The organism is Winogradskyella poriferorum (genome assembly GCF_050618035.1).
Taxonomy (GTDB): domain Bacteria; phylum Bacteroidota; class Bacteroidia; order Flavobacteriales; family Flavobacteriaceae; genus Winogradskyella; species Winogradskyella poriferorum_A.
Genome location: NZ_JBODPY010000001.1, coordinates 1017472 through 1044105, shown reverse-complemented (window position 1 = coordinate 1044105; position 26634 = coordinate 1017472). Strand labels below are relative to the sequence as shown.

The window sequence follows — 26634 nt, the reverse complement described above, 5'->3', positions numbered from 1 at the left end:
TCTGAATTACTTCTTATTTCTATTAATAGTGACACTTACCACACTCTAATCCTCCCATCTGCGCAGCAGTCAATTGCTCTACTCCGTATTTCTTAGAAAGTTGTTCGTGTATTTTAGTGTAATATCCGTTATCCTGAACTTTCACGTTTGTTTCTCTGTGACAGTTGATACACCATCCCATTGTTAATGGAGAGTGCTGATACATAATTTCCATCTCTTCAACAGGACCATGACATGTTTGACATTCTATACCTGCAACAGACACGTGCTGCGAGTGATTAAAGTATGCGAAATCAGGTAGGTTATGGATACGGATCCATTTTACAGGCTGTGATTCACCAGTGTAACCTATGCCATCCCATCCTACTGCTTCATATAGTTTCTGAATTTCTGCATTGTAGTCCACTCCAAATTCTTGTAAACCTTCTTGTTGTGTTTCTGCAGCAACCTCTCCGATCGCCTTGTGACAGTTCATACAAATGTTTAATGAAGGAATACCTGAATGCTTACTCACTCTTGCCGATGAATGACAGTACTTACAGTCAATACCATTATCACCAGCATGAATTCTGTGTGAATAATGGATAGGTTGAACAGGCTCATAACCTTGGTCTACCCCAACTTGCATTAAATAGCCATAAGCAAAGTAACCACTAGCTAGTAAGAAGAATATTGCAGTTACTAAAACCAAAAACTGATTTTGAGCAAAAGCTTTCCATATTGGTGTACGCTTCTCTTCAATTACTGTATCAATTCCTTTAGCTTCGGCAAAACGATTTAAAGTACGTTTTACTAACACTAAAGCCATTGCTAATAACGCAAATAATAATGCTAAAGCACCTAAGATAAGGTCGTTTGAAATACCTGGCTCTTGCACAACAACTGGAGTACCCGTTTCAACAGGAACAGGCGCTGGAGGTGGTGCAGCTGTGTAAGCTAGTATATCTGATATATCTTGATCACTTAACTGTGGAAAAGCATTCATAGCTACTTGATTCCACTCATTGTAAATCTTGTTCGCATAAGCATCACCAGATTTAATTAAAGCAGAACTGTTACGAATCCATTTGTTAATCCATTCTCTATCCAATCCTTCTTCTTCAGTAAGTCTCTGCTCAACGTTTGCTAAAGCAGGTCCTGTCATAGGTTTATTCAATTTATGACAAGCCGCACAGTTCGCGTTAAATAAAGATTTTCCTTTCGCAGGATCGCCCTCTTGAGCATTAAGTGAAGTTGAAAACGTAAGTAATAAAATAAAACCGATACTTAAGATTTTAGCGGTTAAATTACGGTAGATAACGTGTTTCATATTTTAAGTTGAATTATCTTCTAAACTTTGGTATGATTTTTTCAGTAAATATGACAAAAATCATGTTTCTAAAAACTCAGGCAAAAGTAAGATATAAAGTCGATTTTCGGAATGTTAGTGAAGTGTTAATATATAATTTATAATTGTTCTAAATAAGATTTTTGAACGAATTTCGTTCAATAGTTTAACTTTGTAATTAAAGACAAAAAGATGGTAGCAAAATTTAGTAAAATATATGCCTTTTTATGCATTGTATTCGTTTCTTTTAACGTTAACGCGCAACAAGGTGAGGTGAGAGTAGATCAAGACAAGGATATTGAAACCCTATTAGAGTATAAAAAGGACATAAAAACCAATAAAACATATAAAATTCAGGTTTTTCAAAGTGTTGACCCAGATTTGGCTCAAAAGGAAAAATCCAATTTTTTAAATTCTTTTGGAGAATGGCCTGTAGAAATTCATTGGAATACACCTAATTACAAGGTTTGGGTCGGTAATTTTGCTACACGTCTAGAAGCGGATAGAGCACTCTTAAAGATTAAAAAGAAATATATGTATGCCATTATATTTCAACCCAAAACAGAAAAATAAAAAAAGGCAACCAAACGGTTGCCTTTTTTATTTATAGATCTCTTTTATTTGAGTTTCTTTTTAACTTCTACTTCTTGGAAGGCTTCAATAACATCACTTTCTTTTATATCATTATAGCCTTTAATTTGCATACCACAATCATATCCTTTTGAAACTTCCTTAACATCATCTTTAAAGCGTTTTAAAGAGGCTAATTCTCCCGTATAAACTACCACACCATCTCTAATAATTCTTACACCAGAATTTCTAAAGATTTTACCATTGGTTACCATACATCCTGCAATCGTTCCGATTTTAGAGATTTTGAATGTTTCTCTAATTTCAGCTGTACCAGTAACTTCTTCTTTAACCTCAGGAGACAACATACCTTCCATGGCGTCCTTAAGATCATTAATAGCGTCGTAAATAATAGAGTAGGTTCTGATATCTATTTCTTCTTTATCCGCAATCATTCTTGCATTACCAACTGGTCTTACGTTAAACCCAACGATAATAGCATCTGATGCAGATGCTAATAGCACATCACTCTCCGTAATTGCACCAACACCTTTGTGAATAATGTTTACTTGAATTTCTTCTGTCGATAGTTTCTGGAAAGAATCTGTTAATGCCTCTACTGAGCCATCAACATCACCTTTAAGGATGATATTTAGTTCTTGGAAATCACCAAGAGCAATTCTTCTACCAATTTCGTCTAATGTAATATGACGCTGTGTTCTTACAGACTGTTCGCGTTGTAATTGTGTACGTTTTGTAGCAATTTGTTTTGCCTCACGCTCGTCCTCAAATACATTGAATTTATCACCAGCTTGTGGCGCACCATCCAATCCAAGGATCGAAACAGGTGTTGACGGACCAGCTTCTTTTACTTCATTACCGCGCTCATCGTGCATAGCCTTAACCTTACCACTATTTTTACCTGCCAGTACATAATCACCAACTTTTAAAGTTCCTGCTTGAACTAAAATAGTTGAGACATAACCTCTACCTTTATCTAAATAAGCCTCTACAACCGTACCATTAGCAGGTTTGCTAGGATTTGCTTTAAGCTCTAATAACTCGGCCTCTAATAATACTTTTTCTAATAGCTCATTTACACCAGTTCCAAATTTTGCAGAAATATCATGAGATTGAATTTTACCACCCCAATCTTCTACCAATAAGTTCATATTGGCAAGCCCTTCCTTAACTTTATCTGGATTGGCATCTGGTTTATCAATTTTATTTATTGCAAATACAATAGGTACTCCTGCCGCTTGTGCATGAGAAATTGCCTCTTTAGTCTGCGGCATAATAGCATCATCTGCTGCTACCACAATAATTGCGATATCAGTTACTTGAGCACCACGTGCACGCATTGCCGTAAAGGCTTCGTGACCTGGTGTATCTAAAAATGCTATTTTCTGACCACTATCTAACTGAACACCATAGGCTCCAATATGCTGGGTAATTCCACCTGACTCACCTGCAATTACATTCTCTTCTCTAATGTAATCTAGTAAAGATGTTTTACCATGATCTACGTGACCCATAACGGTAACGATTGGAGCACGTGGTTTTAAATCTTTTGGATCATCAGCAACTTCCTCTATCGCTTCTTCGATATCAGCTGTTACAAATTCCACATCATAACCAAATTCTTCTGCAACAATAGACAAGGTTTCTGCATCTAATCTTTGGTTCATAGTTACCATCATACCAAGAGACATACATGCCGAGATGACTTGAGTTACACCAACATCCATCATAGTAGCAACTTCACTTACAGTAACAAACTCTGTCACTTTAAGTATTTTACTTTCTGCAGCTTCTGCCTGTAATTCCTTTTCAGATTGCTCTCTGTGCTGATCTCTCTTTTCTCGACGATATTTGGCACCTTTTCCTTTATTGGATTTACCTTGAAGTTTTTCGAGCGTTTCACGAATCTGCTTTTGTACTTCTTCCTCGCTTGGCTCTTCTTTTACAACCTTTGGCCTATTATTACCTCTTCCTTTTTGACTTCTTCTATTATCAAAATTTGGTCTACCTCCATCTGCACCGCCTTTGCTAATACGACGTCTTTTACGCTTGTTCCCAGCATCGGCTTCAGGTTTCTTCTCTTCCTTCTTTTTCTTAGGCTTATTAAACTGAGAAAGATCAATTTTCTCACCTGTAGATCTTGGTCCAGATAATTTTTGATATTGTGTTTTTAGCTTTTCCTCAGCAGGAGCTTCTTCAGCAGTCGGTTGCTCTTTTTCTTTTGTCTCTTTAATTTCTTTTTTAGCTACAGGTGCCTTTTTTACTGGAGTTTCCTTCGGTTTTTCTTCCTTTACTGGCTTCTCTTCCTTAGGCGCTTCCTTGGCCATAGGTTCCTCCCGCTCCTTCTTCTTTGCTGGTTTCTCTAAATCAATTTTACCAACCTTTTTAGGACCACTTAAGTCAGCCTTAGCTTTAACAACAGGTTCCTTTACGACCTCATCTTTTTTATGCTTTTCTTCAATTTCGCGTTCGCGCTGCTCACGAAGCTCTTCCTTTTCTTTGAGTTTGGCCTCACTAACCTCCTGCGCTTTTTCGCGCTTAGTTGCATCAGTTTGGAACTCATCTGAAAGCGCATCGTAAACCTCTTGCGAAATTTTAGTATTAGGGCTCTTCTCAATTTCGATACCTTTTGATTCTAAAAAATCAACAGCACGATCTAATGAGATGTTTAACTCCCTTAATACTTTATTTATTCTAATTTGAGCCATAAATTGCCTGTAATATAACTTAAAATTGTTTTATAGCAACTCAACTAAAATGTAATTCTTGTTGAATTGAATTTAGTCCTCAAATTCCTCTTTAAGGATTTTGATTACTTCTATAATTGTTTCTTCCTCTAAATCAGTTCGTTTCACTAAGTCTTCTACATCCTGTTCTAATACACTTTTTGCTGTATCTAGACCTGCTTTACTAAACTCATCGATAATCCAGCTATCGATTTCATCACTGAACTCTGTTAATTCTACATCTTCTTCAGCACCTTCTCTAAATACGTCAATCTCAAAACCTGTAAGTTGTCCTGCCAATCTAATATTATGTCCTCCTCTACCAATAGCTTTAGAAACTTCTTCTGGCTTCAATAAGACCTCAGCACGCATGTTCTCTTCATCTAATTTTAATGACGTTACTCTGGCTGGACTTAGAGCTCTTGTTACGAACAATTGGATATTGTTGGTATAGTTTATAACATCAATATTTTCATTTCCTAATTCGCGAACAATTCCATGAATTCTAGAACCTTTCATACCAACACAAGCTCCAACCGGATCAATTCTGTCATCATAAGAATCCACGGCTACTTTAGCCTTCTCTCCTGGGATACGTACTACTTTTTTAACAGTAATTAATCCATCAAATACTTCTGGAATCTCTTGTTCAAATAACTTTTCTAGGAAAATTGGAGATGTTCTCGACATAATAATTGCCGGCTTACTCCCTTTTAATTCAACACTCTCAATAATACCTCTTACATTTTCTCCTTTTCTGAAGAAATCTGAAGGTATCTGCTTGTCTTTAGGTAAAATGATCTCATTGCCTTCATCATCTAACAAGATGATAGCTCTGTGGCGTATATGATGAACCTCAGCTGTGTAAATTTCTCCTTCTAACTCTTTGAATTGTTTGTAAATGTTAGTGTTATCATGTTCGTGAATCTTTGAAATTAAGTTTTGTCTTAAGGCCAAAATTGAACGCCTACCTAAATCTACCAGCTTCACTTCTTCAGCTACATCTTCACCAACCTCAAAATCTGGTTCAATTTTCTGAGCTTCAGATAAGGCAATCTCCTGATTTGGCTCTTCTACTTCACCATCAGCCACAACAATACGGTTTCTCCAAATTTCTAAATCCCCTTTGTCAGGATTGATAATAATATCAAAATTATCATCATCACCATATTTTTTCTTAAGAGCATTACGTAAGACATCTTCTAGAATTGCCATTAACGTCACTCTATCGATTAATTTGTCATCCTTAAATTCTGAAAATGATTCTATTAACGCTACATTTTCCATAATTGAATTGAATTAAAATTTTATTTTAACTTTTGCCTCTGTAATATCCTCAAAAGCAATACTTTCCTCTTTTATTACTGTCACCTTCCCCTTGCCTACAGGTTTAGGCTCTCTTGTTTTCCATTTTAAAACAATGGCTTTTTCATCAACATTAGTTAATTCGCCAGATCGTTTTTCTCCTTCCTTAGTTTTAACCTCTAAATTTCTACCCACATGCTTTTTGTATTGTCTAGGCAATACAAGTGGTGATGTAGCACCAGAAGAAGTTACTTCTAAAGAAAAATCTTGCTCTTCTCTATCTAAGTTATGCTCAATCGCTCTGCTTATATAGATACAATCCTCTACCAAAACACCATTATCACCATCTAAAACAACACGAATTGTATTATCACTAAGTACTTCAAAATCAATTAGAAATAAATCCGCACGTTCATTTAGTGCTTCATCTAACAAATTTTTTACCGATTCTTTAAACATGACTTGATATAAAAAGAGAGGACTCCTCGTCCTCTCGTTTATTCATTTTCGTAAACAACACTGCAAATATACAATATTTATAGACTTTTCAAAGACGTCTGATGTGGATTTATTTTCTTAAATTTATGTAACTAACATAAATCATTCATCATGGAAAAAATACTTGTCCCTACTGATTTTTCAGAGCAGGCAGAAAATGCCCTTAAAGTAGCTGCTATGCTTGCAAAATCTCACAATGCAGAAATATATCTTCTTCACATGATGGAAATCCCCATGCAACAATTAGATCCAATTAATGCGCATAGTGATGTCCCTGAAGTTCTTTTCTTCATGAAACTGGCACACAAGAAATTTAATGATCTGATGTCTAGTGATTTTCTTGAGGGCATTACCGTACATGAAACGGTCAAAGCAGATATAACCTTCAATGAAATTAAAGATGCATGTCAAGAATTAGACATTGACATGATTGTTATGGGTTCACATGGTGCAACAGGTATCAAAGAAATGTTTGTAGGCTCTAATGCGGAGAAAGTAGTTCGTACTTCAGAAATACCGGTTTTGGTAATTAAAAATGAACACGATTCTTTCGAAATTTCTGATTTCGTCTTTGCTTCTGATTTTAAAAATGACAATAAGGAAACTTACAAGCAAGCCATTAAGTTTGCGGAGTCCATAAATGCTAAAATTCATTTATTAATGGTAAATACAGCTAGCCATTTTATTACCACAAGTGAAGCCAAAGACAGGATTAATGACTTTATTTCGGGTCAGACGTTTGATAACTACACAATTAATATCTATAACGATGTAACTGTTGAACAAGGTATTTTAAATTTCTCTAGAGATATTGATGCAGATTTAATTGGCATCAGTACTCATGGCAGACAAGGTATTGCACACTTCTTTAATGGAAGTATTAGTGAGGATTTAGTAAATCACGCGAAAAGACCAGTAATCACATTTAAGATTTAAATAATAAACCCCTTAAAATGAAAAAATCCTTACCGATATACGATAAGGATTTTTGTTGGCCCACTAGGGCTCGAACCTAGACTCTTCTGGACCAAAACCAGACGTGTTGCCAGTTACACCATGGGCCAATCTCACAAAAGAGCATGCAAATTTATAACAAAGATTTACTTGGGCAAAAAAAATCTCAAGAAATAATTTAAATTCCTTAACGTTAACTTAAAAACCTATGCTGTATTGTATTTATTATTAAATTCGCCAGCATCATTAAGTACCTTTATTCATGGGAGATTTTAACTTTAAAAAGTTGAATACAATTTTAGGCTGGCTTGTTTTTGCCATTTCTTTTATTACATACGCATTAACAATTGAGCCGACTGTAAGTTTTTGGGATGCAGGAGAATACATTTTGACATCGTCAAAATTACAAGTTGGCCATCCTCCAGGAGCGCCACTATTTCAAATGATGGGTGCCTTTTTCTCAATATTTGCGTTAGAGCCTTCACAAATTGGAATGATCATGAATATGATGAGTGCAGTGGCCAGTGCATTTACCATTCTATTTATGTTTTGGACCATAAGTATGTTATTGGTAAAATTGGTGAAGTATAAAAAAGACTCCAGTAAAAATAAAGGCCTGGCAATTTTAGGGAGTGCTTTAGTAGGGAGTTTAGCATTTGCATTTACTGATTCGTTTTGGTTCAACGCAGTAGAAACAGAGGTTTATGCTATGGCGACGTTAATCATGGCTGTTATGTTCTACTTGGCTTTGCGTTGGGAACAAGACATGAATACACCTCGTGGTAATAGATGGCTCATATTAATAGCATTTATCATTGGATTATCCTTTGGTGTTCATTTTATGGGACTATTAACGATTCCAGCTATTGGATTAATTTACTTTTTCAAAAATTATAAAACCATTACGGTTAAAAACTTCATTTTAGCTAATGTGATATCAGCGGCAATTCTATTGTTCATTTTCAAATTGCTACTGCCCTCAACATTAAAGTTGTTTGGATATTTAGAGGTTTTCTTTGTGAATTCCATTGGTTTACCTTTTAATTCTGGAACCATAATAACAGGCTTACTTGTCATTGGATTATTCTATTATGGCCTTAACTATACACGTAAGAAGAATCTTGTTCATATAAACACCTTGTTGCTGTGTCTAATGTTTATCTTCATAGGGTTTTCATCTTGGATGATGTTACCTATCCGTGCTAATGCTAATGTGATTATCAATGAGAATAATCCTTCAGATGCGCGAGAGCTCCTTGCTTATTATAATTTAGAACAATATCCCGAGACACATTTATTCTATGGTCCACAGTTCACCGAAATATACTCTGGACAAGACGAGGAGGAACCATTTGTAGATGACAAGAAAAACTATGAACGCGATGAAGAAAAAGGAGAATATGTTATCATAAACGATTGGGAAAAAAGTAGACAAAATTACAATCATGAGCATGCCTCCATACTACCAAGAATGTGGAGTAGCGAACATGCTGAGAACTATATGATGTTTACTGGACTCATAGATTTTAGGGTTGACCCAACAATACAAACAAGAGCCTACAACGAATTCTTAAGCGCTGGTCTTCCTGAAGAACAAGCCAGTCAATATGCACTGCAGGAAAAAAGAAGAGTTGATCAAATCGTTAATGACTTTAGAATGCGTATTGCGCAAGGCGATGTGGATTATGAAGGCTATGATAGATTTTTAAAAACATATGCACAACGCTATTTGATCGTTGAGAAACCGACCTTTATTGATAATCTCGCTTACATGTTTCAATATCAATTCGGTTATATGTACTGGCGTTATTTTATGTGGAACTTTACAGGCAGGCAAAATGATGTTCAAGGCAAGTATGACGACTTCAATGGAAATTGGATCTCTGGTATAAAGTTTATTGATGAACTTCATTTGGGTATGTCACAAGACAATTTACCTTCTGACGTCCTGAACAACAAGGCACGAAATACCTATTTCTTTTTACCTTTTATTTTAGGTTTAATTGGGTTTTTCTTTTTGTTAAATACAGATAAGAACAGGTTTTGGGTTTTACTTGTATTCTTTCTTTTAACTGGTCTTGCCATTCAGTTTTATACTAATATTAGACCTTTTGAGCCGAGAGAACGTGATTACTCCGTTGTGGGATCTTTCTACGTCTTTGCCATTTGGATAGGTTTTGGAGTTTATGCCTTATACGATTTAATTAATGAGAAAATTAAGTCAAAACTTACGGTTCCTTTAATAACATTAGTTTGTCTTATTACAGTACCTGGAATTTTAGTGGCCAATAATTGGGACGATCATGATAGATCTGGAAAGTATACTGCTAATGCCATGGCAAGAAAATATTTAGAATCATGTGCACCAAATTCTATATTATTTACAATTGGTGATAATGATTCGTTCCCATTATGGTATTTACAAGAGATTGAAGGTGTTAGAACCGATGTAAGAGTTGTTAATACAAGTCTATTTCAAACCGATTGGTATATTGATCAGATGAAGCGCAAAGCTTATGAAAGTGACCCAATCCCTTCTCAACTCACTCATAAGCAATATAGAGCTGGTACTAGAGATGTGATTGTGTACAGAGAAATTAGTGAGCGTATTGCCAAGGACACCTTAGACATTAAACGTTTTATGGATTTTGTTTCTAGTGAAAAGCCAAATACTAAGCTCAAATTTGTAGTAGAAAGTATGGGTGAAGATCCTAGACAATACCCAAAACACTTAATTAATTCTAACTATTTCCCAACAAAAAATATAAGCATTCCAGTAAACAAGGATATGGTCCTTAAAAATGGTGTGGTTAAAGCAAAAGATGCCGATAAAATTGTTGATAATCTGTATACTCAAATAGGAGGAAATTACATTTATAAAAACAGGTTGTTAATGTTAGATATTATTGCGAACAACAACTGGGAACGTCCAATATACTTTACTGGTGGTGCGTTTGGTGATGAAGATTACATCTGGCTTAAGGACTACTTACAGTTAGATGGTATGTGCTATAAATTAGTACCTATTAGAACACCAGTAGACAAAGCCAATCCTTATGATATGGGACGTGTAGATGCAGAATTAATGTATGAGAAAGTGAAAGAATGGGACTGGGGCGGAAGCGGTGAAGATATCTATCACGATACTGAAACGAGACGTAATGGTATAACTTATAGAGGTAATATTGCTAGGTTAATTGAGCAACTTATTAATGACGGCGAATTAAATAAAGCCGAAGAAATGGCTGATTTAGCTATGGAAAAAATGCCAGTAGATAAGTTTGAATATTATTCACTGTTAGAGCCTTACATTAGCACCTATTATGAAGTAGAAAAGCAAGACAAAGCAAGAGGTCTATTTCAAGAGGTATCACGAAAATATCAAGAAAATCTTTTATTCTTGAGTGGATTAAAATTAGAAAATCAAGAGAAGTATATCGAAGAGATTTATACAGACATTCAGCGCTACCGATCATTGGTAGATGTAATTGTTATTTACGACCAAGAGTATGCATTAGAAGAAACCAAAAAATTCAATGGCTATCTTAGATTATTTGACGCCTTATTAGGACCTGTTTTAGACGAACCAGAACCTCGAGAGGATATTGATATTCAAGACTTATTAGAAGATAGCGATACGACTATTTCACCAGAAACTAATTAATACCATGCAGATTATTCCAGCTAAAACTCCGGGATTTGTAAAATCACTTTTTCCGAATTTAGTCTGGAATATTAAAACTTCAAATAAGGAGCTTTATTTAACTTTTGATGATGGCCCAACTCCAGAAATTACTGAATGGGTCTTGGATAACTTAGAACAATATAATGCTAAAGCCACCTTTTTTTGTATTGGGAATAATATTGAAAAGCATGCTGAAATCTTCAGAAAATTAATTGAAAATGGCCATGCTGTTGGTAATCACACCTATAATCATTTAAAAGGTTGGAAACATAAAACTAAAAATTACCTCAAGAATGTGGATCAAACAGATGATTTAATGCGCTCTTATTTGAAAGATCGAAATAAAGAGATTCAAAAATTATTTCGCCCACCTTATGGAAAATTTAAGGTAAAACAGAGTAAAAAAATTCAATCAAAAGGCTACCAATTAATTATGTGGGATGTCTTATCCTATGATTGGGATCGATCTGTATCTAAGGAAGACTGCCTGTTAAATGTAACCTCATCGGCTAAAGAAGGCAGTATTATCGTATTCCACGATAGTGTAAAGGCCTATAAAAATCTAGAATTTGTTCTCCCACGAGTTTTGCAGAAATATTCAGAATTAGGATATGAATTTAAGGCGCTTTACTAGAAATATTCTTGAATAATACCAATAAGAGTATTCGCATCTTGTTCGCCACTATGTCGCCATTTCATTTCACCATTTTTGTAGATGATTAATGTTGGTAGTCCTTTAACGCGAAGCGCCTCAGCTAACTCCTTATTTTTATCAACATCGATTTTAATGACTTTTGCTTTATCACCTAGGGCTGCTGCAACATCTCTAAGGACAGGATGCATGGCAATGGATTGTTCATTCCATTCAGTGTAGAAGTCTAATAGAACCGGAATATCGACATCTATTAATTCCCCAAATTTTGACATACGCTTTATTTTTAGTCAAATGCGTTTTACAAACCTACATAAAAATACGTAAATGTTAACAATTATGCTGGTTTTTCGCCTTTTTTAAGCTCTATCACAGTTATTTCTGGCCATATCCCAACACGCCCTGGAAAAGCCAAATAACCAAATCCACGATTCACATTTATATACTGACCGAGCTCTTCATAAATTCCTGCCCAATATTTATAGCGCCATTTAACAGGACTCCATTTAAACCATCCAGGAATTTCAATTCCAAATTGCATCCCATGGGTATGACCACTTAGTGTAAGATGATAATGGTAATCATCCTTTATAACCTGTTGTTCCCAATGACTCGGATCGTGACTTAATAATATCTTAAAATCCTCTTTATTCACTTCCTTAGAAGCTTTTTTGAGGTCTCCTGCCTTTTTAAATCCACCTTTGCCCCAATTCTCTACACCAACAAGTGCAATACGTTCACCATTCTTTTCGATAAACCTGTTCTCATTAAGCAACAAATCAAAACCAATATCTTTTTGCAAGGCTTTCAAATTATCGAGATTCTGTTTTTTATCCTCATCAGAATCCCATCGTACATAGTCACCATAGTCATGATTTCCAAGTACAGAGTATAATCCATCTTTTGCTTTCAGTTTTTTGAATATGTCAACATAGGGTTTCATTTCGTCCGCCTTATTGTTGACCATATCTCCTGTAAACAAAATGACATCACTTGCTTGCTCATTAATAAGATCAATCGCGTATTCTACTTTTTTTATATTGTCAAAACTACCAGAATGCACATCACTAATCTGTGTTAATCTATAGCCATCGAATGCTTTAGGTAAATCTTCAAAATGAAGCGTGTATTTAAGAACTTTAAAATTGTATTTCCCTTTATACATTCCATATAAAATTGATGCAAAGGGAATGGCTGCCAAGCCCAATCCAATTTGGCTAATAAATTTTCGCCTCGCTGGAAAATGCTTTATCTGATTACCACTAGCACTATCGTCTTGCATAAAATAACTGTAAATTCCCTGCGGCACTCTAAACACATCCTCAGTAAACATTATGGCAATTAATATCAATTTGGGCACTACCATGGCTATGAGAAATCCTACTGCTAAGGCATTGGCCTGTGAAAACCCACTGCTTCGATTAAACCCAAGAAACTGATACATAAAATTACCGAGTACAGCCAAGGTGAAAATCCAATATAAGGCATACCACCAATTACTCTTTGTAACAGTTCTTAAGGATTGAAAAGCATAATAATCAGCAATGCCAACTATTACGATGAATATTATCCAGCGTATCATAAAATCAAATTATAAATCAAAGTTAAGCAACTCCTTTCCCAGTTATCTTATGAAATTGTTAAAGCTTTTTATTTTGAGATCGTCAATAATTGTTAGGTTCTTTAGTCTTGGATCATCAGATAAGAAGTAAATCCATCTTCGTTGCCCTGGATATAAATCAAAATAATTCTCATGAAACCAACCATCATATTTAGTGGATAAAAAGACATCTTTTTGATAGGTGTCTGAAGACACAATCACTTTAATACCGTTATCCATTTTTACGAATTGAGTTTTAAAATCACCCTCTTGCAGTTTTAAATCCTTTGGTTTTACAAAGAAAAAATGTTCATCTACGTAATTAAATTTGGCATCAAAATATATTTCATCCTTTGGAAATCTAACGTCTGATAATGGAAGTTGATATTTTATTTCACTAGAATTCGCTTCTACTGTTATTTCTTTAGAATCTTTCCATAATACATTATTATCAAAGTCTTGAATTGACACCCTTAAATTGTCTTCAATCGATTCTAAATTATCATTAACGATATATACATTTAAAGTGTCATTTTCTATATGTGAGGAGACCATGACATTTTTAAAATCATGAACCATTTGATATTGCATGGCTTTCCAATTACCAAAATAATCCATACTGCTCCATGACACTACTGGCCAGCAATCATTTAACTGCCAATACAATGTCCCCATATTATAAGGTTTTGCCCTTCGTTGTGCTCTAATACCCATAGACATTCCTTTAGACTGTAAAAGCTGACTCATATAAACATAGTCCTCTGCTTCACTAGGAATTGGATAATCGCGTTTCATATATTCCTCAATAAGTTGAAAACCCCTTGGATGCTTCTGATGATTTTTAAATTCTTCCGAATTGATATTTATAGTATCATTCTGGTTTATATACCTAATAGCTTCATAACTCGGAAAGGACTGAAAGCCAAATTCACTCATAAATCGTGGTACATTTTCTTGCAGATGTTCAAAGGGATAAGCATCGTGCCAAATCCACCAATCATGTGCATCGCCTTCCGTTTTGTATTTCGGATTTCCACGGCCATATTTTGGAGACGATTCCCAATAATCTGTATGAGAATATTTATTAACGACTTGTGGTAAGAGGGAATCGAATAGTTTTAAATAATTATTCCAGATTTCTTCTTTTTCATCTTCGCTTCGTCCCGCTTGCCAACCCCATCGATGCCATGCTTCAGAGTTCTCATTATTTCCGCACCATAGCGCAATAGACGCATTATTTCTTAGTCGTTTGACCTGTTGTTCAGCCTCAATTCTAACATCATTTAGAAACTCGTCATCACCAGGATACATAGCACAAGCGAACATAAAATCTTGCCATACCAATAGTCCTTTTTCATCGCATAATTGATAGAAGTAATCATCTTCATAAATACCGCCTCCCCAAACCCTTAGCATATTCATATTAGACTTTACGACATCACTTAGCAGTCTGTCATAATCCTCTAAAGAGACTTCATTTTGAAAACTATGCTGCGGTATATAGTTGGCGCCTTTAGCGTAAACCGGTTGGCCGTTCACTTTAAAATAAAAGGATTGCCCAATACTATCCTCCTCTGCGACTAATTCAATTGTTCTAAGTCCTTTCTTTACTGAGACACTATCTAATATTCTTCGCCCTTCCCTAACGATGACTTTAATATCATATAAATAGGGTTCGCCAAGATTATGTGGCCACCAAAGTTTTGGGTTCTTAATGGCTATAGACTCCCTTAAATTATTGACCTTATTATTAACTTCCTTTTCTTTAAAAAGGGAATCATTTACATAAATCTGAACCTTATAACTATCTTCAAGTTTATGATTAGACTTCAAATGCAAGTCAAACTCAGCAATTGAATCATTAATTTTTAGTTTTCTAGAAAATAGTTCTTGAATTCTATAATCATTCCAACACGTTAAAGTAATTGGTTTCCAAATTCCAGAAGTATTCAGAATTGGTCCCCAATCCCAACCATATTGAAATTGTGCTTTTCTTGTAAATATGCGGTTCCCTGCAGGTAGTTCATAAGCTAATTTTGCTTTTTCAATAGCTTCATGGTGAGATGGGTTATCAAATTCTAGCCTTAGTTCATTTTCCTGCTTTAGCAACGTTTTTACGTCCACATTCCATTCCCTAAACGCATTATTAGCTCTAAGAATTAAGCTATCATTTAAAAACACCTTAGCGTATGTGTCTAGTCCTTCAAAATTGAATTGAAAGTGATTACATTCTAAAGCTTTTTCATCTAATGAAAAATTTGTCCGATATTCCCAATCTGTTTCAGAAACCCACTGCACTTGCTGTTCATTATTTCCAATAAAAGGATCTTCAATGAGACCATTGTCTAAGAGATCGGAAAAGACATTTCCAGGCACTGTTGCATTGTGCCAAATCGAATCTTCTACCTTCTTGAATTCCCAGTCTGAATTGATTTCAATTATCACTGGCACATCGTGATTGGGTCCACATGAAAATATTAGTATAAATAATAAAAGAAGGCTATATCGCATGTAAAATTGCTTTTATTTTATCGAGGTCCGAAACCGTTTGAAGTGCTGAAAATAAAGTCTCTGACTGTGATATTTCTCTAGAAGCTGATGCATGAATTTCAGTAAATCCACTTTCCCTAAATACACCTACATTGTCAGCATTAATGCCACTTCCAGGCATGATAATTATTTGTCCATTTGCTAGAGTATTTAATTGTCTTAGCAAAGCTATACAATCTACCGCTTTTGGTTTTTGGCCAGATGTTAAAACACGCTCCACTCCTAAGTCAATGAGCTGTTGCAGAGCAACCTCAGGTTTCTTAACCTCATCGAATCCTCTATGGAATGTAAATGAAAGGGGCCGTGCAAGCTCGATTAACACTTTAGTGCGTGCAATGTCTAACGTATTATCTGCTTTTAATATCCCTGAAACAATCCCATCAAAATTCAGTTCCTTACACAATGTGATGTCCTTTTGCATGAGTTCAAATTCGTCCTTACTGTAGACAAAATCACCTGACCTGGGTCGGATTAAAACGTGTGTTAGAATGTTAAGTTTCTCCTTTACCAATTTCAACAATCCGTAGGACGGTGTAAGCCCACCAACTGATAATTCCTGACAAAGTTCGATGCGATGTGCACCTGCTTCTTGGGCGTTTTTAGCAGATTGAAACGAATTTGCACAAATTTCTAGTAGCATATTAGTTTATAATAATTTCATCTATAAAGGTCCATGCCTTATTACCTGCTCCTTGTTTTCCTTCTGGAATTATTCCATAATTTGGAATAGTTAATATTATTTTTCTGGTTTCAGTATATAAATCGCTTTCGATTTCATCGAACTGAATATTTAATAATTTGAATTTAGGATTTATTGTCATTTCCGGTAACCCTAGAATATGTGTTGTATCCTGCCAAAACTCACTTGGCTCTTGTAACACCAAGTAATCATAAATATCTGGTGAATATATCCATTGACCAGGTGAATTATAAAATCTTGATTGAATTGAATTAATCTTGGTTGGTTTGTCAAATTCAATTGTTATCTCAATATCTTCACCCCAAAATCCCAACCATTCTTTATCACCATAGCGTTTATCACTACCAGAAATTCCGTTCATCAATCCTTCGGCACCACTTCCCGAATAGGCCTCATGAGGTACTTTATCAATCGTGATATTAGCATCCAGTCCCTTATGATAATTAATACTTTGAGTAAATACCTTACTAAGTGCTTGTTGACCATCAAAAACAACTGCTTTGATGATACTGCTTTCAGAAATTGAAATTGGCCCATTGTATACTTTCGAATTTTCATTTGGTTCGGTACCATCTAAAGTATATCTAATAGTCTGATTTTTAAGTTCTGTCGACAATTCAAATTTTGATGTATTGTCCTTCTTTATCATCTGCCCTTCAATTTCATACAAATGATTTGCATAGTTAATATCCAATGCATCAAGTCTAGTATGCATATGAGCAACTCTACATACAAATTCCTCATAATTCTTATTTGTTGAATGGGACCAAACCACTTCACTCATCGCTAATATCCGAGGAAAGGCCATATATTCTACTTGGTCTTCAGTTGGCATATACTCTGTCCAAATATTTCCTTGGGCACCAAGAACAAATTTGGAATCTTCGGTCGAGAGCTCATCTGGAATAGGATTAAAATTATATACTTTCTCTAGTGGTAAGTAGCCGCCAATTGCTAAAGGTTCATTATCATTTTCAGATTGATAATAGTCAAAGTAGCAATGTGATGTTGGTGTCATAATAACATCATGACTAGATTTTGCCGCCTCAATTGCACCACTTAATCCGCGCCAAGACATTACCGTCGCATTTGGTGCTAATCCACCTTCAAGAATTTCGTCCCAACCAATAATCTGTTTACCTTTAGAGTTAATATACCGCTCCATTCGAGCGATGAAGTAGCTCTGCAAACCACGTTCATCTCCTAAGTCTTTTTCTTTAATCAGTTCCTGACAATGTTTGCAGTTTTTCCAGCGTGTTTTAGGGGCTTCATCTCCTCCAATATGAATATACTTCCCTGGAAATAGCGTAATCACCTCATCGATGACATCTTCTAAAAATTGAAAAGTCGCTTCACTAGTGCAATAGACCTCTTCAAAAACGCCCCATTTTTTTGCCACCTCAACTTGTTCTCCTGAGCATCCCAATTCTGGATAAGCCGCAATTGCTGCCTGACTATGACCAGGCATCTCAATTTCTGGAATTATAGTTACAAATCGATTATTGGCATAGGCAACAACTTCTTTAATTTCCTCTTGCGAATAGAATCCACCATATCGTTTCCCATCAAACTGATGTGGTTGATCACTATAGTGGCCAACCAAGGTTTCATCCCTATAGGCCGCTATAGTTTGTAGCTTAGGGTACTTTTTTATTTCTATTCGCCAACCTTGATCTTCCGTTAAATGCCAATGAAAGGTGTTCATTTTTAGCATGGCCAAGGCATCAATATATTTCTTAATAAATTCTACTGAATACATATGTCTCCCTACATCCAAGTGCATCCCACGGTAACTAAACGATGGACTGTCTTCAATAGTTAATATTGGTAAATCAAATTGCTTAGGGCCTTCACTCCTTTCAATCGAAACAGGCATTAGTTGCCTTAAAGTCTGTACGGCATAAAATGCACCTCTATCTGTACTTGCCTCAATTCTAATTTTTGATTTTGAAACAGTCAAACGGTAAGCCTCTTCGTCTAATTTCGGATCTTTTAAAAACTCAATATCGCTACCAGTTTTTAAATCTATACCTGTACCATCCTTAATATAACTGCGAAAAAAATCAGAGCTCACAGAAAAAGAAGTGTCTGTATTTAGAGTAGTTTCACTATTAAATTCGAACTTCCCATCTTGAACCACCACAGATTGTGGAATGGGAATTATGGTCAAGTCCTCTGCCTCAGCAATGTCCTGTTCACAAGCCACAAAAAACAGCAATAAAACAGAAAAGTATAAGAAGGCCTTGAGATGCATTTTAGTATATTAGATGGATTAAATTTAGGAATCTTTTTTTACAGGACTCCTAAAAGATAATCTTCATTTTGAAGTTTATTAATTATACCCAAGCTGTCAGATTAGCCAAATTATCAAAGAATTAAAGATTATGAAGTCAAAATCTTAGAATCAGGTTAAACAAACGAAATTTTCAATAAACACAGAAAGTCTCGAATGCTTAGAAAGACATCCGAGACCATCCCAAACCAAATCATAACCTACATTAATAAATTTTGCTTTCGTTCCTATTTCCAGGCAAATCACGATACCAGTCTTGATTAGAATTCCCTCCACTTATAGCCCATAATGCAAAATTATAATAAGCTTCGTTGATGGGAATTCCAGCTTCAGGAAAATCGAAAGATTCTGGAATATTAATTGCCCACGGTAATCCGTTTAATGTTTTATAATAATACCCATTAGCAGCGTTACTTGCATCTGAAGATGTTCCAAAAAAACTTAAGTCTGCAAGATCCGTTGGCACAAGTCCGGGTAAATGCACTTCCTTACTTCGATCACCGTTAACAAAAATAAATGGATTATACGGCGGATAACCAGTTACACTTTGAGAAACCGGATTATCAAAATTAATCGTAGTATTTATGCTCGTTGTTGGTGATGTGTGAGGAAAAAGACTACCAGATGCCTGAACTACATCAAAGGCACTATCAAAAATAATAACGGTTGCATTTTCTTGATTGGCTTCAGTTCCATTTCCGTTTTGAGAAATTATTCCATTATTTATATTCACACCACTGACACTATTTACATCATTAGATGCAAGGTTATTTAATTGTATTCCAAAACCATTATCAAAACTTGCAAATAGAGCTTTTACAGTCCACTCTGCCTCTATATCTACCAAGAGATTACTTCCATTTAAAATATGATCTATTTCATAATCAATTACCATATCATTAAAATCATAGTCGCCTTGAGCAGGCCAAAGATCTTCAAAAGCCAATGAACCCTCATATGTGTTTCGAAGTGCTCTTAAGGGATCATCAGGAAAATCATCATTTTCATCTGTTATACCATCACCATCGTTATCTGTCACAGGAGTTGTTATTGGCATATCTCCTGTATTTATACCCTCCCAGGGATTCGCAGAAACATAAAAAATTAAATCATTAAAATCATCATCACTTCCAGTTGAACGCGTCATATCCTCAAAACCGTTCAATAACAATTGATTTCCAAAGTCTGCCAACTGTACAGTATGTTGACGCTTATTCGGATCACTTTCTACTGTATTGAAATCAATCCTTGAGAAAAACTTTGTCGCATTAACATCTACTCCTGTTCCTGTCCATGCATTTTGAAAAAGCACCCATGAAATGGTCTGTCCAGGGTCAAAATCCCCTAATTTTATTTTGTCCCCTGCATTAAGTTCTCCATATGAATTTACCAACGATGCATTGGGTAATACAACGAAAATTGAATCAATCTCACTAACATTGGCAGGAGGATTATTGGTTTCAAAGACGTAGTATCCTAATGCATTGCGATAACCAGCACCCTCACCAACAAATGTTACAAACACTTCACTGGATTCAATTACTTCAATATCAAGTTCATTCCCTGTGGTTAAATATTCTGGATTATACCAAGGCACTCTTCTGTCAGGAAGTGACGCACTAACACTATTGAGAAATTCTTGACTCAAGTTATCCCCTTGATCTTCGAGATAATGAGGTAAGCCTTTCCAATGGCCCTCATTATAACTACCCATGTAATAATAATTATCAGAAATAGGAATTGGATCAAAATTCATTCGATTGCTATTAATAATAGACCTATCAGATGGTAGACCCCCAAACTCCAAGTTTATATATGGTGTCACATTTATCATTTTCTGGTTTGCAAAACCAACACTATGAACATGAACAAATAAATTCTCTACATAAGTTGGGATCTGAATTTTTGTATTTATATTTCCAGTCATGTCAGTTAATGCAGACGCTAAATATACACCACCAAAGTCAGGATTATCTGTGAAGAAACTTACTTTTATACCCGATAGTACTTGACCTTCAATAGACTTAACTTCAATTTCAATCTCAATTTCTTCAGTTGTTTTGTAATTAAAACTGTTAGGTATTTCTAATTCAGTTATTTCATTAATCAATTGATCAGTATGAGTACCCTCATTACTATCTATATTTGAAGTGCAAGAGCAAAGAAAGAAAAGTATTGAGTATAATTTGTAAAGTCTAATTTCCATAATATAATTGATTTTAACTTCTCACAAAAAACGTTACCTTTTAACAATATATATGACAAAATTCGCCCAACGACTAAAATTAAGCGACTAATCATCGGTAAATATAGATTAGCTAAATGACTACTTTATGGTCTTAAATAAATTCTAAACTTACCTTGTTTTTAGTTGGTTAAATGCATTAAAATTAGTCATCTTTATGCAACAGAGTCTATCAAGATCTCTGTTTATTTCGTAGTATATTAAGGATTGTCTAGCCTCATATTAAAAACACAGATTAGTCATTAAAACTGTGGTTAGAACCATCTTAATAAAAAGTCTCGAATGCTTAGAAAGACATCCGAGACCATCTCAAACCAAATCATAACCTACATTAATAAATTTTGCTTTCGTTCCTATTTCCAGGCAAATCACGATACCAGTCTTGATTAGAATTCCCTCCACTTATAGCCCATAATGCAAAATTATAATAAGCTTCGTTGATGGGAATTCCAGCTTCAGGAAAATCGAAAGATTCTGGAATATTAATTGCCCACGGTAATCCGTTTAATGTTTTATAATAATACCCATTAGCAGCGTTACTTGCATCTGAAGATGTTCCAAAAAAACTTAAGTCTGCAAGATCCGTTGGCACAAGTCCGGGTAAATGCACTTCCTTACTTCGATCACCGTTAACAAAAATAAATGGATTATACGGCGGATAACCAGTTACACTTTGAGAAACCGGATTATCAAAATTAATCGTAGTATTTATGCTCGTTGTTGGTGATGTGTGAGGAAAAAGACTACCAGATGCCTGAACTACATCAAAGGCACTATCAAAAATAATAACGGTTGCATTTTCTTGATTGGCTTCAGTTCCATTTCCGTTTTGAGAAATTATTCCATTATTTATATTCACACCACTGACACTATTTACATCATTAGATGCAAGGTTATTTAATTGTATTCCAAAACCATTATCAAAACTTGCAAATAGAGCTTTTACAGTCCACTCTGCCTCTATATCTACCAAGAGATTACTTCCATTTAAAATATGATCTATTTCATAATCAATTACCATATCATTAAAATCATAGTCGCCTTGAGCAGGCCAAAGATCTTCAAAAGCCAATGAACCCTCATATGTGTTTCGAAGTGCTCTTAAGGGATCATCAGGAAAATCATCATTTTCATCTGAAATACCATCACCATCGCCATCTGCACTCGGCGTGACTTCTGGAATACTTCCAGTTTCAATAGCCTCCCAAGGATTCGCTGAAACATAAAAAACTAAATCATTGAAGTCATTATCACTACTATGGGATCGTGTTTGGTCTTCAAATCCATTTAATAATCTTTGATTACCAAAATCTGCCAACTGTACAGTATGCTGTCGCTTATTCGGATTGCTTTCTACTGTATTGAAATCATCTCGTGAATAAAATTTAGTAGCATTTGTATTCACTCCTGTTCCGGTCCATGCATTTTGAAAAAGCACCCAAGATATAGACTGACCTGATTGAAAAGTTCCAAGTTTGATTTTATCACCTGCATTAAGCTCACCACCAGCACCTGCTAGGGAAGCGTTTGGTAACACAACGAAAATTGAATCTATCTCACTCACATTGGCAGGAGGATTATTGGTTTCAAAGACGTAGTATCCTAATGCATTACGATAGCCTGCCCCTTCAGTCACAAAAGTTACCCACACTTCACTTTGTTCTAAAACAACCACATCGAGCTCATTCCCTGATGTCAAATACTCTGGATTATAAGTTGGCACTGGTTGATTTTCAGGCAACGAGGCATTAACACTATTTAAAAATTCTTGACTCAAGTTATCCCCTTGATCTTCGAGATAATGAGGCAAACCCTTCCAATTTCCTTCGTTATAACTCCCCATATAGTAATAATTATCGGTAATAGGAATTGGATCAAAACTACTTCTATTGGTGTTTTCAATTGTCCTTTCAATTGGAATTCCTCCAAATTCTAAATTTACAAATGGTGATAAAATTTCAGTTTTTTGAGTTGCAAAACCAGTACTATGAACTTGAACGAATATCTCCTCTAAATAAGTTGGGACTTGAATTTTATTATTTACTTTACCATTTGAATCGGTAAAAACAGAAGTCAAATACTTACCGCCTGAATCTGGGTGCTTAGTAAAAAAGCTAATTTTCACATCAGAAAGTGGCGTCCCCAATATACTATTTACTTCAACCTGCATTTCAATCTCCTGAGTAGTTCTAAAATTAAAATCATTAGGTACATTCAACTCAGTTATTTCATTATTGGGTTGCTCATACTGAGCATCTTCAGTACTTTCTATTTCCGGACTACATGTGAGAAAAATAAAAAATAACAGCGATAACGTAAGACTGGAATATTTCATTGTTTAATCTGGTTTTTATCACAAATAAATAACGTTAACTTTAAGCACATAAGGAGATTAAATTCGCTCAATTACGGTTTCAAAGCGACCAGCCTTGCATTAGTCAAGACGAATAGAATATCTACTAAGATTGTCCTTTTTTCAATCTAAACTTGAATTGCATTTTAGTATATTAGATGCTATAAAATTCGTAATCTTTTTTGATGAAGCTTAAACTATTTGCTGTTTTGGTCATCTTGACTTTAATTTTAAGTTGCAACTACCCTAGTACTATTCCCGAAGCGCAAAAAGGCCAACCACTTATAAACTATGTAAATACCTTTATAGGTACGGGAGGTCATGGTCATACTTATCCTGGTGCAACACTGCCATTTGGTATGATGCAATTAAGTCCAGACACACGCCTTGAGGGTTGGGATGGTTGCTCTGGTTACCACTATACAGATAGTTATATCTATGGGTTTTCTCATACGCATTTGAGTGGTACAGGTATTAGCGATTATGGTGATGTTTTATTAATGCCTACCGATCGAATTAATTTTAATAACGGTGCGGATGGAAAAGCAGGGTATAGAGCACATTTTAGTCATGATAACGAGAGTGCTTCACCTGGTTACTATAAGGTAAAACTAGATTCTACGAATATCGATGTGGAATTAACAGTATCGTTGCGAAGTGGTATTCATAAATACCAATATCCGTCAAAAGATGATCAATATTTAGTCTTAGATCTAGACCATAGAGACAAACTTATAGACTACAAAATTCAAAAATTAAACGATTTTGAAATTAATGGTTACCGCCATTCTTCAGCTTGGGCAAAAGACCAGCGATTATTTTACCATATCAAGTTTTCGCATCCAATAAGCAACATTGTTTATGATGAAGGAGATGGCGTTGCAGTTGTAAAAAATTACAAATTTGAAAGTAAAAAAGCTGTTTTACGATTTGAAAATCCAACAAACGACCCGGTTTTTATTAAGGTTGGTATTTCTGCTGTAGATGAAAAGGGCGCAAGGGATAATCTATATGCCGAAATAGGAAATAAGTCGTTTGAAACTGTCAAAAATGAAGCCGAAGCATACTGGGAAAACCAGCTAAATAAAATAGTTGTTGAAAGTGATGATATTGATAAAAAAACTAATTTCTATACGGCTTTATATCATACCATGATTGCCCCAAATCGTTATCAAGATGTTGATGGCCGTTACAGAGGTATGGATCTTAATGTACATCATGCAGATTTCGATTATTATACCGTCTTTTCCTTATGGGATACCTATAGAGCAGCGCATCCACTTTACACTATAATAGAGCAAGATCGTACTAATCATTTCATCAATACATTCTTGGCAAAATATGACGAAGGTGGTATAATGCCAATGTGGGATTTATCCGCTAATTATACGGATTGTATGATTGGTTATCACGCAGTTCCGGTGTTAGCAGATGCGTATTTAAAAGGTATAAAAGACTACGACACTGAAAAGGCCTTCGAAGCCATGAAGCATTCTGCAACCAGAAATAAGTTTGGTTTAGAAGCTTATAAAAAGTATGGTTTCATTCCTGTTGATGAAGAGAGCGAATCAGTTTCCAAAACACTAGAATACGCTTATGACGACTGGACGATTGCCCAGATGGCCAAAGCTATGGGTAAGGATGAGGACTACGAAACTTATATTCAGCGTGCCCAATACTATAAAAATGTCTTTGATCCAGAAAGCAAGTTCATGAGAGGTCGATTTAGAAACACATGGTTCTCTCCTTTTGATCCGTATGAGGTTAATTTTAATTATACCGAAGCCAACGCATGGCAGTATAGTTTTTATGTTCCTCAGGATATTAATGGATTTATGAATTTACTGGGTGGACCAAAAGCTCTTGAAGCTCAATTGGATGAATTATTTACCGCAAATTCTGAAACGTCTGGCAGGAATCAAGCGGATATCACTGGGTTGATTGGACAATACGCACATGGTAACGAACCTAGCCATCACATGGCTTATTTATACAACTTTGTTGGCCGTCCGCACAAAACAATGGAAAAGGTTTATGACATTTTAAATACTCTTTATAAAAATGACCCTGACGGAATTTCTGGAAATGAAGATTGCGGTCAGATGAGTGCTTGGTATGTCTTTTCTTCTATGGGATTTTATCCTGTTACTCCAGGGAACAATCAATATATCATAGGAACGCCATTTTTTGATAAAGCTTCCATAAATCTTGAAAACGGTAATGTCTTTACTATAAAAAGTTATGATCTTAGTGATACTAATAAGTATATAGAGTCTGTTTACTTAAATGGTGAAAACTTAGACAGAACCTACCTTACGCATAATGAAATAATGGAAGGAGGCACTTTAGAATTCTATATGAACGATAATCCTGCCATTTGGGGAAGTAGAGACAGACAAGTACCAACCACTGAAATTACTGACCACATAATTCTGCCTTCACCTTACATCGAAAATGGCGATATTACATTTAGAGATTCTACACAGGTTGTTTTAAACACATCAGAGGAAGATACAAAAATCTTCTACGCCTTAAATGATAATGACTTTAAATTATATGAGGAACCATTCCTTATTACTGACAATTCAGAAGTTAGACTTTATTCAGAAAAAGGCGCTCTAAAAAGCCCAACACTAACAACTCCGTTTTTTAAAATAGATCCCAACCTGAGTATAAAACTGGATAGTGAATACGCCAACCAATATGCCGCAGGAGGCAATGATGCTCTTATTGATGGTATTAGAAGCACTAAAAACTACAGAACTGGAAGTTGGCAAGGCTATTGGAATACAGATCTTGTTGCAACTGTAGACTTAGGTTCGAATAAACCCATTGAAGAAGTGAAAGTTAATTTCTTGAGGGACCAAGGCGCTTGGATCTTCTACCCAACAGAAGTGACTTGCCTAGTCTCTAGTGATGGAATTAATTTTAATCCTATTGAAAAAGGAACGCGTATAATCGACACTTCTAAAAAGAATGATGAAATAGAAATAAAGACCGTTCAATTTTTAGCTTTTAAAAATGAAGGCTACCGCTTTATAAAAATTATTGCTAAAAAACTTGGTGATGTACCAGACTGGCATATTGGTCACTCCATGGATGGTAAAGCTTGGATTTTTGTAGATGAAATCTCAATAAAATAAAACTAACTCAAA

16 protein-coding genes and 1 tRNA gene are annotated in these 26634 nt (G+C 35.3%); 5 read left to right on the top strand and 12 right to left on the bottom strand.

Annotation, left to right across the window (positions count from 1 at the left end):
• Positions 1-22 precede the first annotated feature (22 nt).
• A complete protein-coding gene (locus ACRHOC_RS04630) occupies positions 23-1309 on the bottom strand; it encodes a c-type cytochrome (protein WP_431157394.1) in 1287 nt (428 codons plus the stop codon).
• Positions 1310-1519: 210 nt separating this feature from the next.
• On the opposite strand from ACRHOC_RS04630, the gene ACRHOC_RS04625 reads away from it, so the two are divergent.
• Positions 1520-1900, top strand: coding sequence for an SPOR domain-containing protein (locus ACRHOC_RS04625; protein WP_431157392.1), 381 nt, complete (start codon positions 1520-1522; stop codon positions 1898-1900).
• A 44-nt stretch (positions 1901-1944) separates the two neighbouring features.
• On the opposite strand, the gene infB is transcribed toward ACRHOC_RS04625, so the two are convergent.
• The 3 genes from infB to rimP all read right to left on the bottom strand — a co-directional run bounded on the left by infB (position 1945) and on the right by rimP (position 6408).
• A complete protein-coding gene (infB, locus tag ACRHOC_RS04620; protein WP_431157391.1) occupies positions 1945-4626 on the bottom strand; it encodes a translation initiation factor IF-2 in 2682 nt (893 codons plus the stop codon).
• Positions 4627-4698: 72 nt separating this feature from the next.
• Entirely contained in the window at positions 4699-5931 is a 1233-nt protein-coding gene (gene nusA / locus ACRHOC_RS04615) for a transcription termination factor NusA (RefSeq protein ID WP_431157390.1), read from the bottom strand.
• A 12-nt stretch (positions 5932-5943) separates the two neighbouring features.
• Positions 5944-6408 (bottom strand): ribosome assembly cofactor RimP, encoded by a 465-nt coding sequence (rimP, locus tag ACRHOC_RS04610; RefSeq protein WP_431157389.1) that lies wholly within the window; start codon positions 6406-6408, stop codon positions 5944-5946.
• Between the two features lie 150 nt (positions 6409-6558).
• On the opposite strand from rimP, the gene ACRHOC_RS04605 reads away from it, so the two are divergent.
• Positions 6559-7383, top strand: a complete 825-nt coding sequence (locus ACRHOC_RS04605) for a universal stress protein (protein ID WP_431157388.1) — start codon at positions 6559-6561, stop codon at positions 7381-7383.
• Positions 7384-7438: 55 nt separating this feature from the next.
• On the opposite strand, the gene ACRHOC_RS04600 is transcribed toward ACRHOC_RS04605, so the two are convergent.
• Positions 7439-7511: transfer RNA gene (locus tag ACRHOC_RS04600), tRNA-Gln, on the bottom strand.
• 152 nt (positions 7512-7663) lie between these two features.
• Between ACRHOC_RS04600 and ACRHOC_RS04595 the strand changes: the two genes are divergently transcribed.
• Positions 7664-11065 carry a glycosyltransferase family 117 protein gene (locus tag ACRHOC_RS04595; protein WP_431157387.1) on the top strand — a complete coding sequence of 1134 codons (3402 nt, stop codon included), beginning with the start codon at positions 7664-7666 and terminating at the stop codon, positions 11063-11065.
• A 4-nt stretch (positions 11066-11069) separates the two neighbouring features.
• Entirely contained in the window at positions 11070-11720 is a 651-nt protein-coding gene (locus ACRHOC_RS04590) for a polysaccharide deacetylase family protein (protein WP_431157386.1), read from the top strand.
• Here the strand turns inward: ACRHOC_RS04590 and ACRHOC_RS04585 are convergent.
• The 7 genes from ACRHOC_RS04585 to ACRHOC_RS04555 all read right to left on the bottom strand — a co-directional run bounded on the left by ACRHOC_RS04585 (position 11717) and on the right by ACRHOC_RS04555 (position 23461).
• Entirely contained in the window at positions 11717-12013 is a 297-nt protein-coding gene (locus ACRHOC_RS04585) for a thioredoxin family protein (protein WP_431157385.1), read from the bottom strand. The two genes, ACRHOC_RS04590 and ACRHOC_RS04585, sit on opposite strands and share 4 nt — an antisense overlap.
• A gap of 62 nt (positions 12014-12075) precedes the next feature.
• The gene (locus ACRHOC_RS04580) at positions 12076-13320 is read right to left on the bottom strand and encodes a metallophosphoesterase (RefSeq protein ID WP_431157384.1); all 1245 of its coding nucleotides are present in this window, start codon (positions 13318-13320) and stop codon (positions 12076-12078) included.
• Positions 13321-13362: 42 nt separating this feature from the next.
• Positions 13363-15849, bottom strand: a complete 2487-nt coding sequence (locus ACRHOC_RS04575; RefSeq protein WP_431157382.1) for a glycoside hydrolase family 2 protein — start codon at positions 15847-15849, stop codon at positions 13363-13365.
• Positions 15839-16528, bottom strand: coding sequence for a copper homeostasis protein CutC (locus ACRHOC_RS04570; RefSeq protein ID WP_431157381.1), 690 nt, complete (start codon positions 16526-16528; stop codon positions 15839-15841). The genes ACRHOC_RS04575 and ACRHOC_RS04570 overlap by 11 nt, the downstream gene beginning before the upstream one ends.
• A gap of 1 nt (position 16529) precedes the next feature.
• Positions 16530-18842, bottom strand: coding sequence for a beta-N-acetylhexosaminidase (locus ACRHOC_RS04565; protein WP_431157380.1), 2313 nt, complete (start codon positions 18840-18842; stop codon positions 16530-16532).
• 244 nt (positions 18843-19086) lie between these two features.
• Positions 19087-21087, bottom strand: a complete 2001-nt coding sequence (locus tag ACRHOC_RS04560) for an LruC domain-containing protein (RefSeq protein ID WP_431157378.1) — start codon at positions 21085-21087, stop codon at positions 19087-19089.
• 370 nt (positions 21088-21457) lie between these two features.
• Positions 21458-23461: an LruC domain-containing protein gene (locus ACRHOC_RS04555; RefSeq protein ID WP_431157376.1), complete on the bottom strand. Its 2004-nt coding sequence runs from the start codon at positions 23459-23461 to the stop codon at positions 21458-21460.
• 203 nt (positions 23462-23664) lie between these two features.
• Between ACRHOC_RS04555 and ACRHOC_RS04550 the strand changes: the two genes are divergently transcribed.
• A complete protein-coding gene (locus tag ACRHOC_RS04550; RefSeq protein ID WP_431157374.1) occupies positions 23665-26622 on the top strand; it encodes a GH92 family glycosyl hydrolase in 2958 nt (985 codons plus the stop codon).
• The last annotated feature ends 12 nt before the right edge of the window (positions 26623-26634 follow it).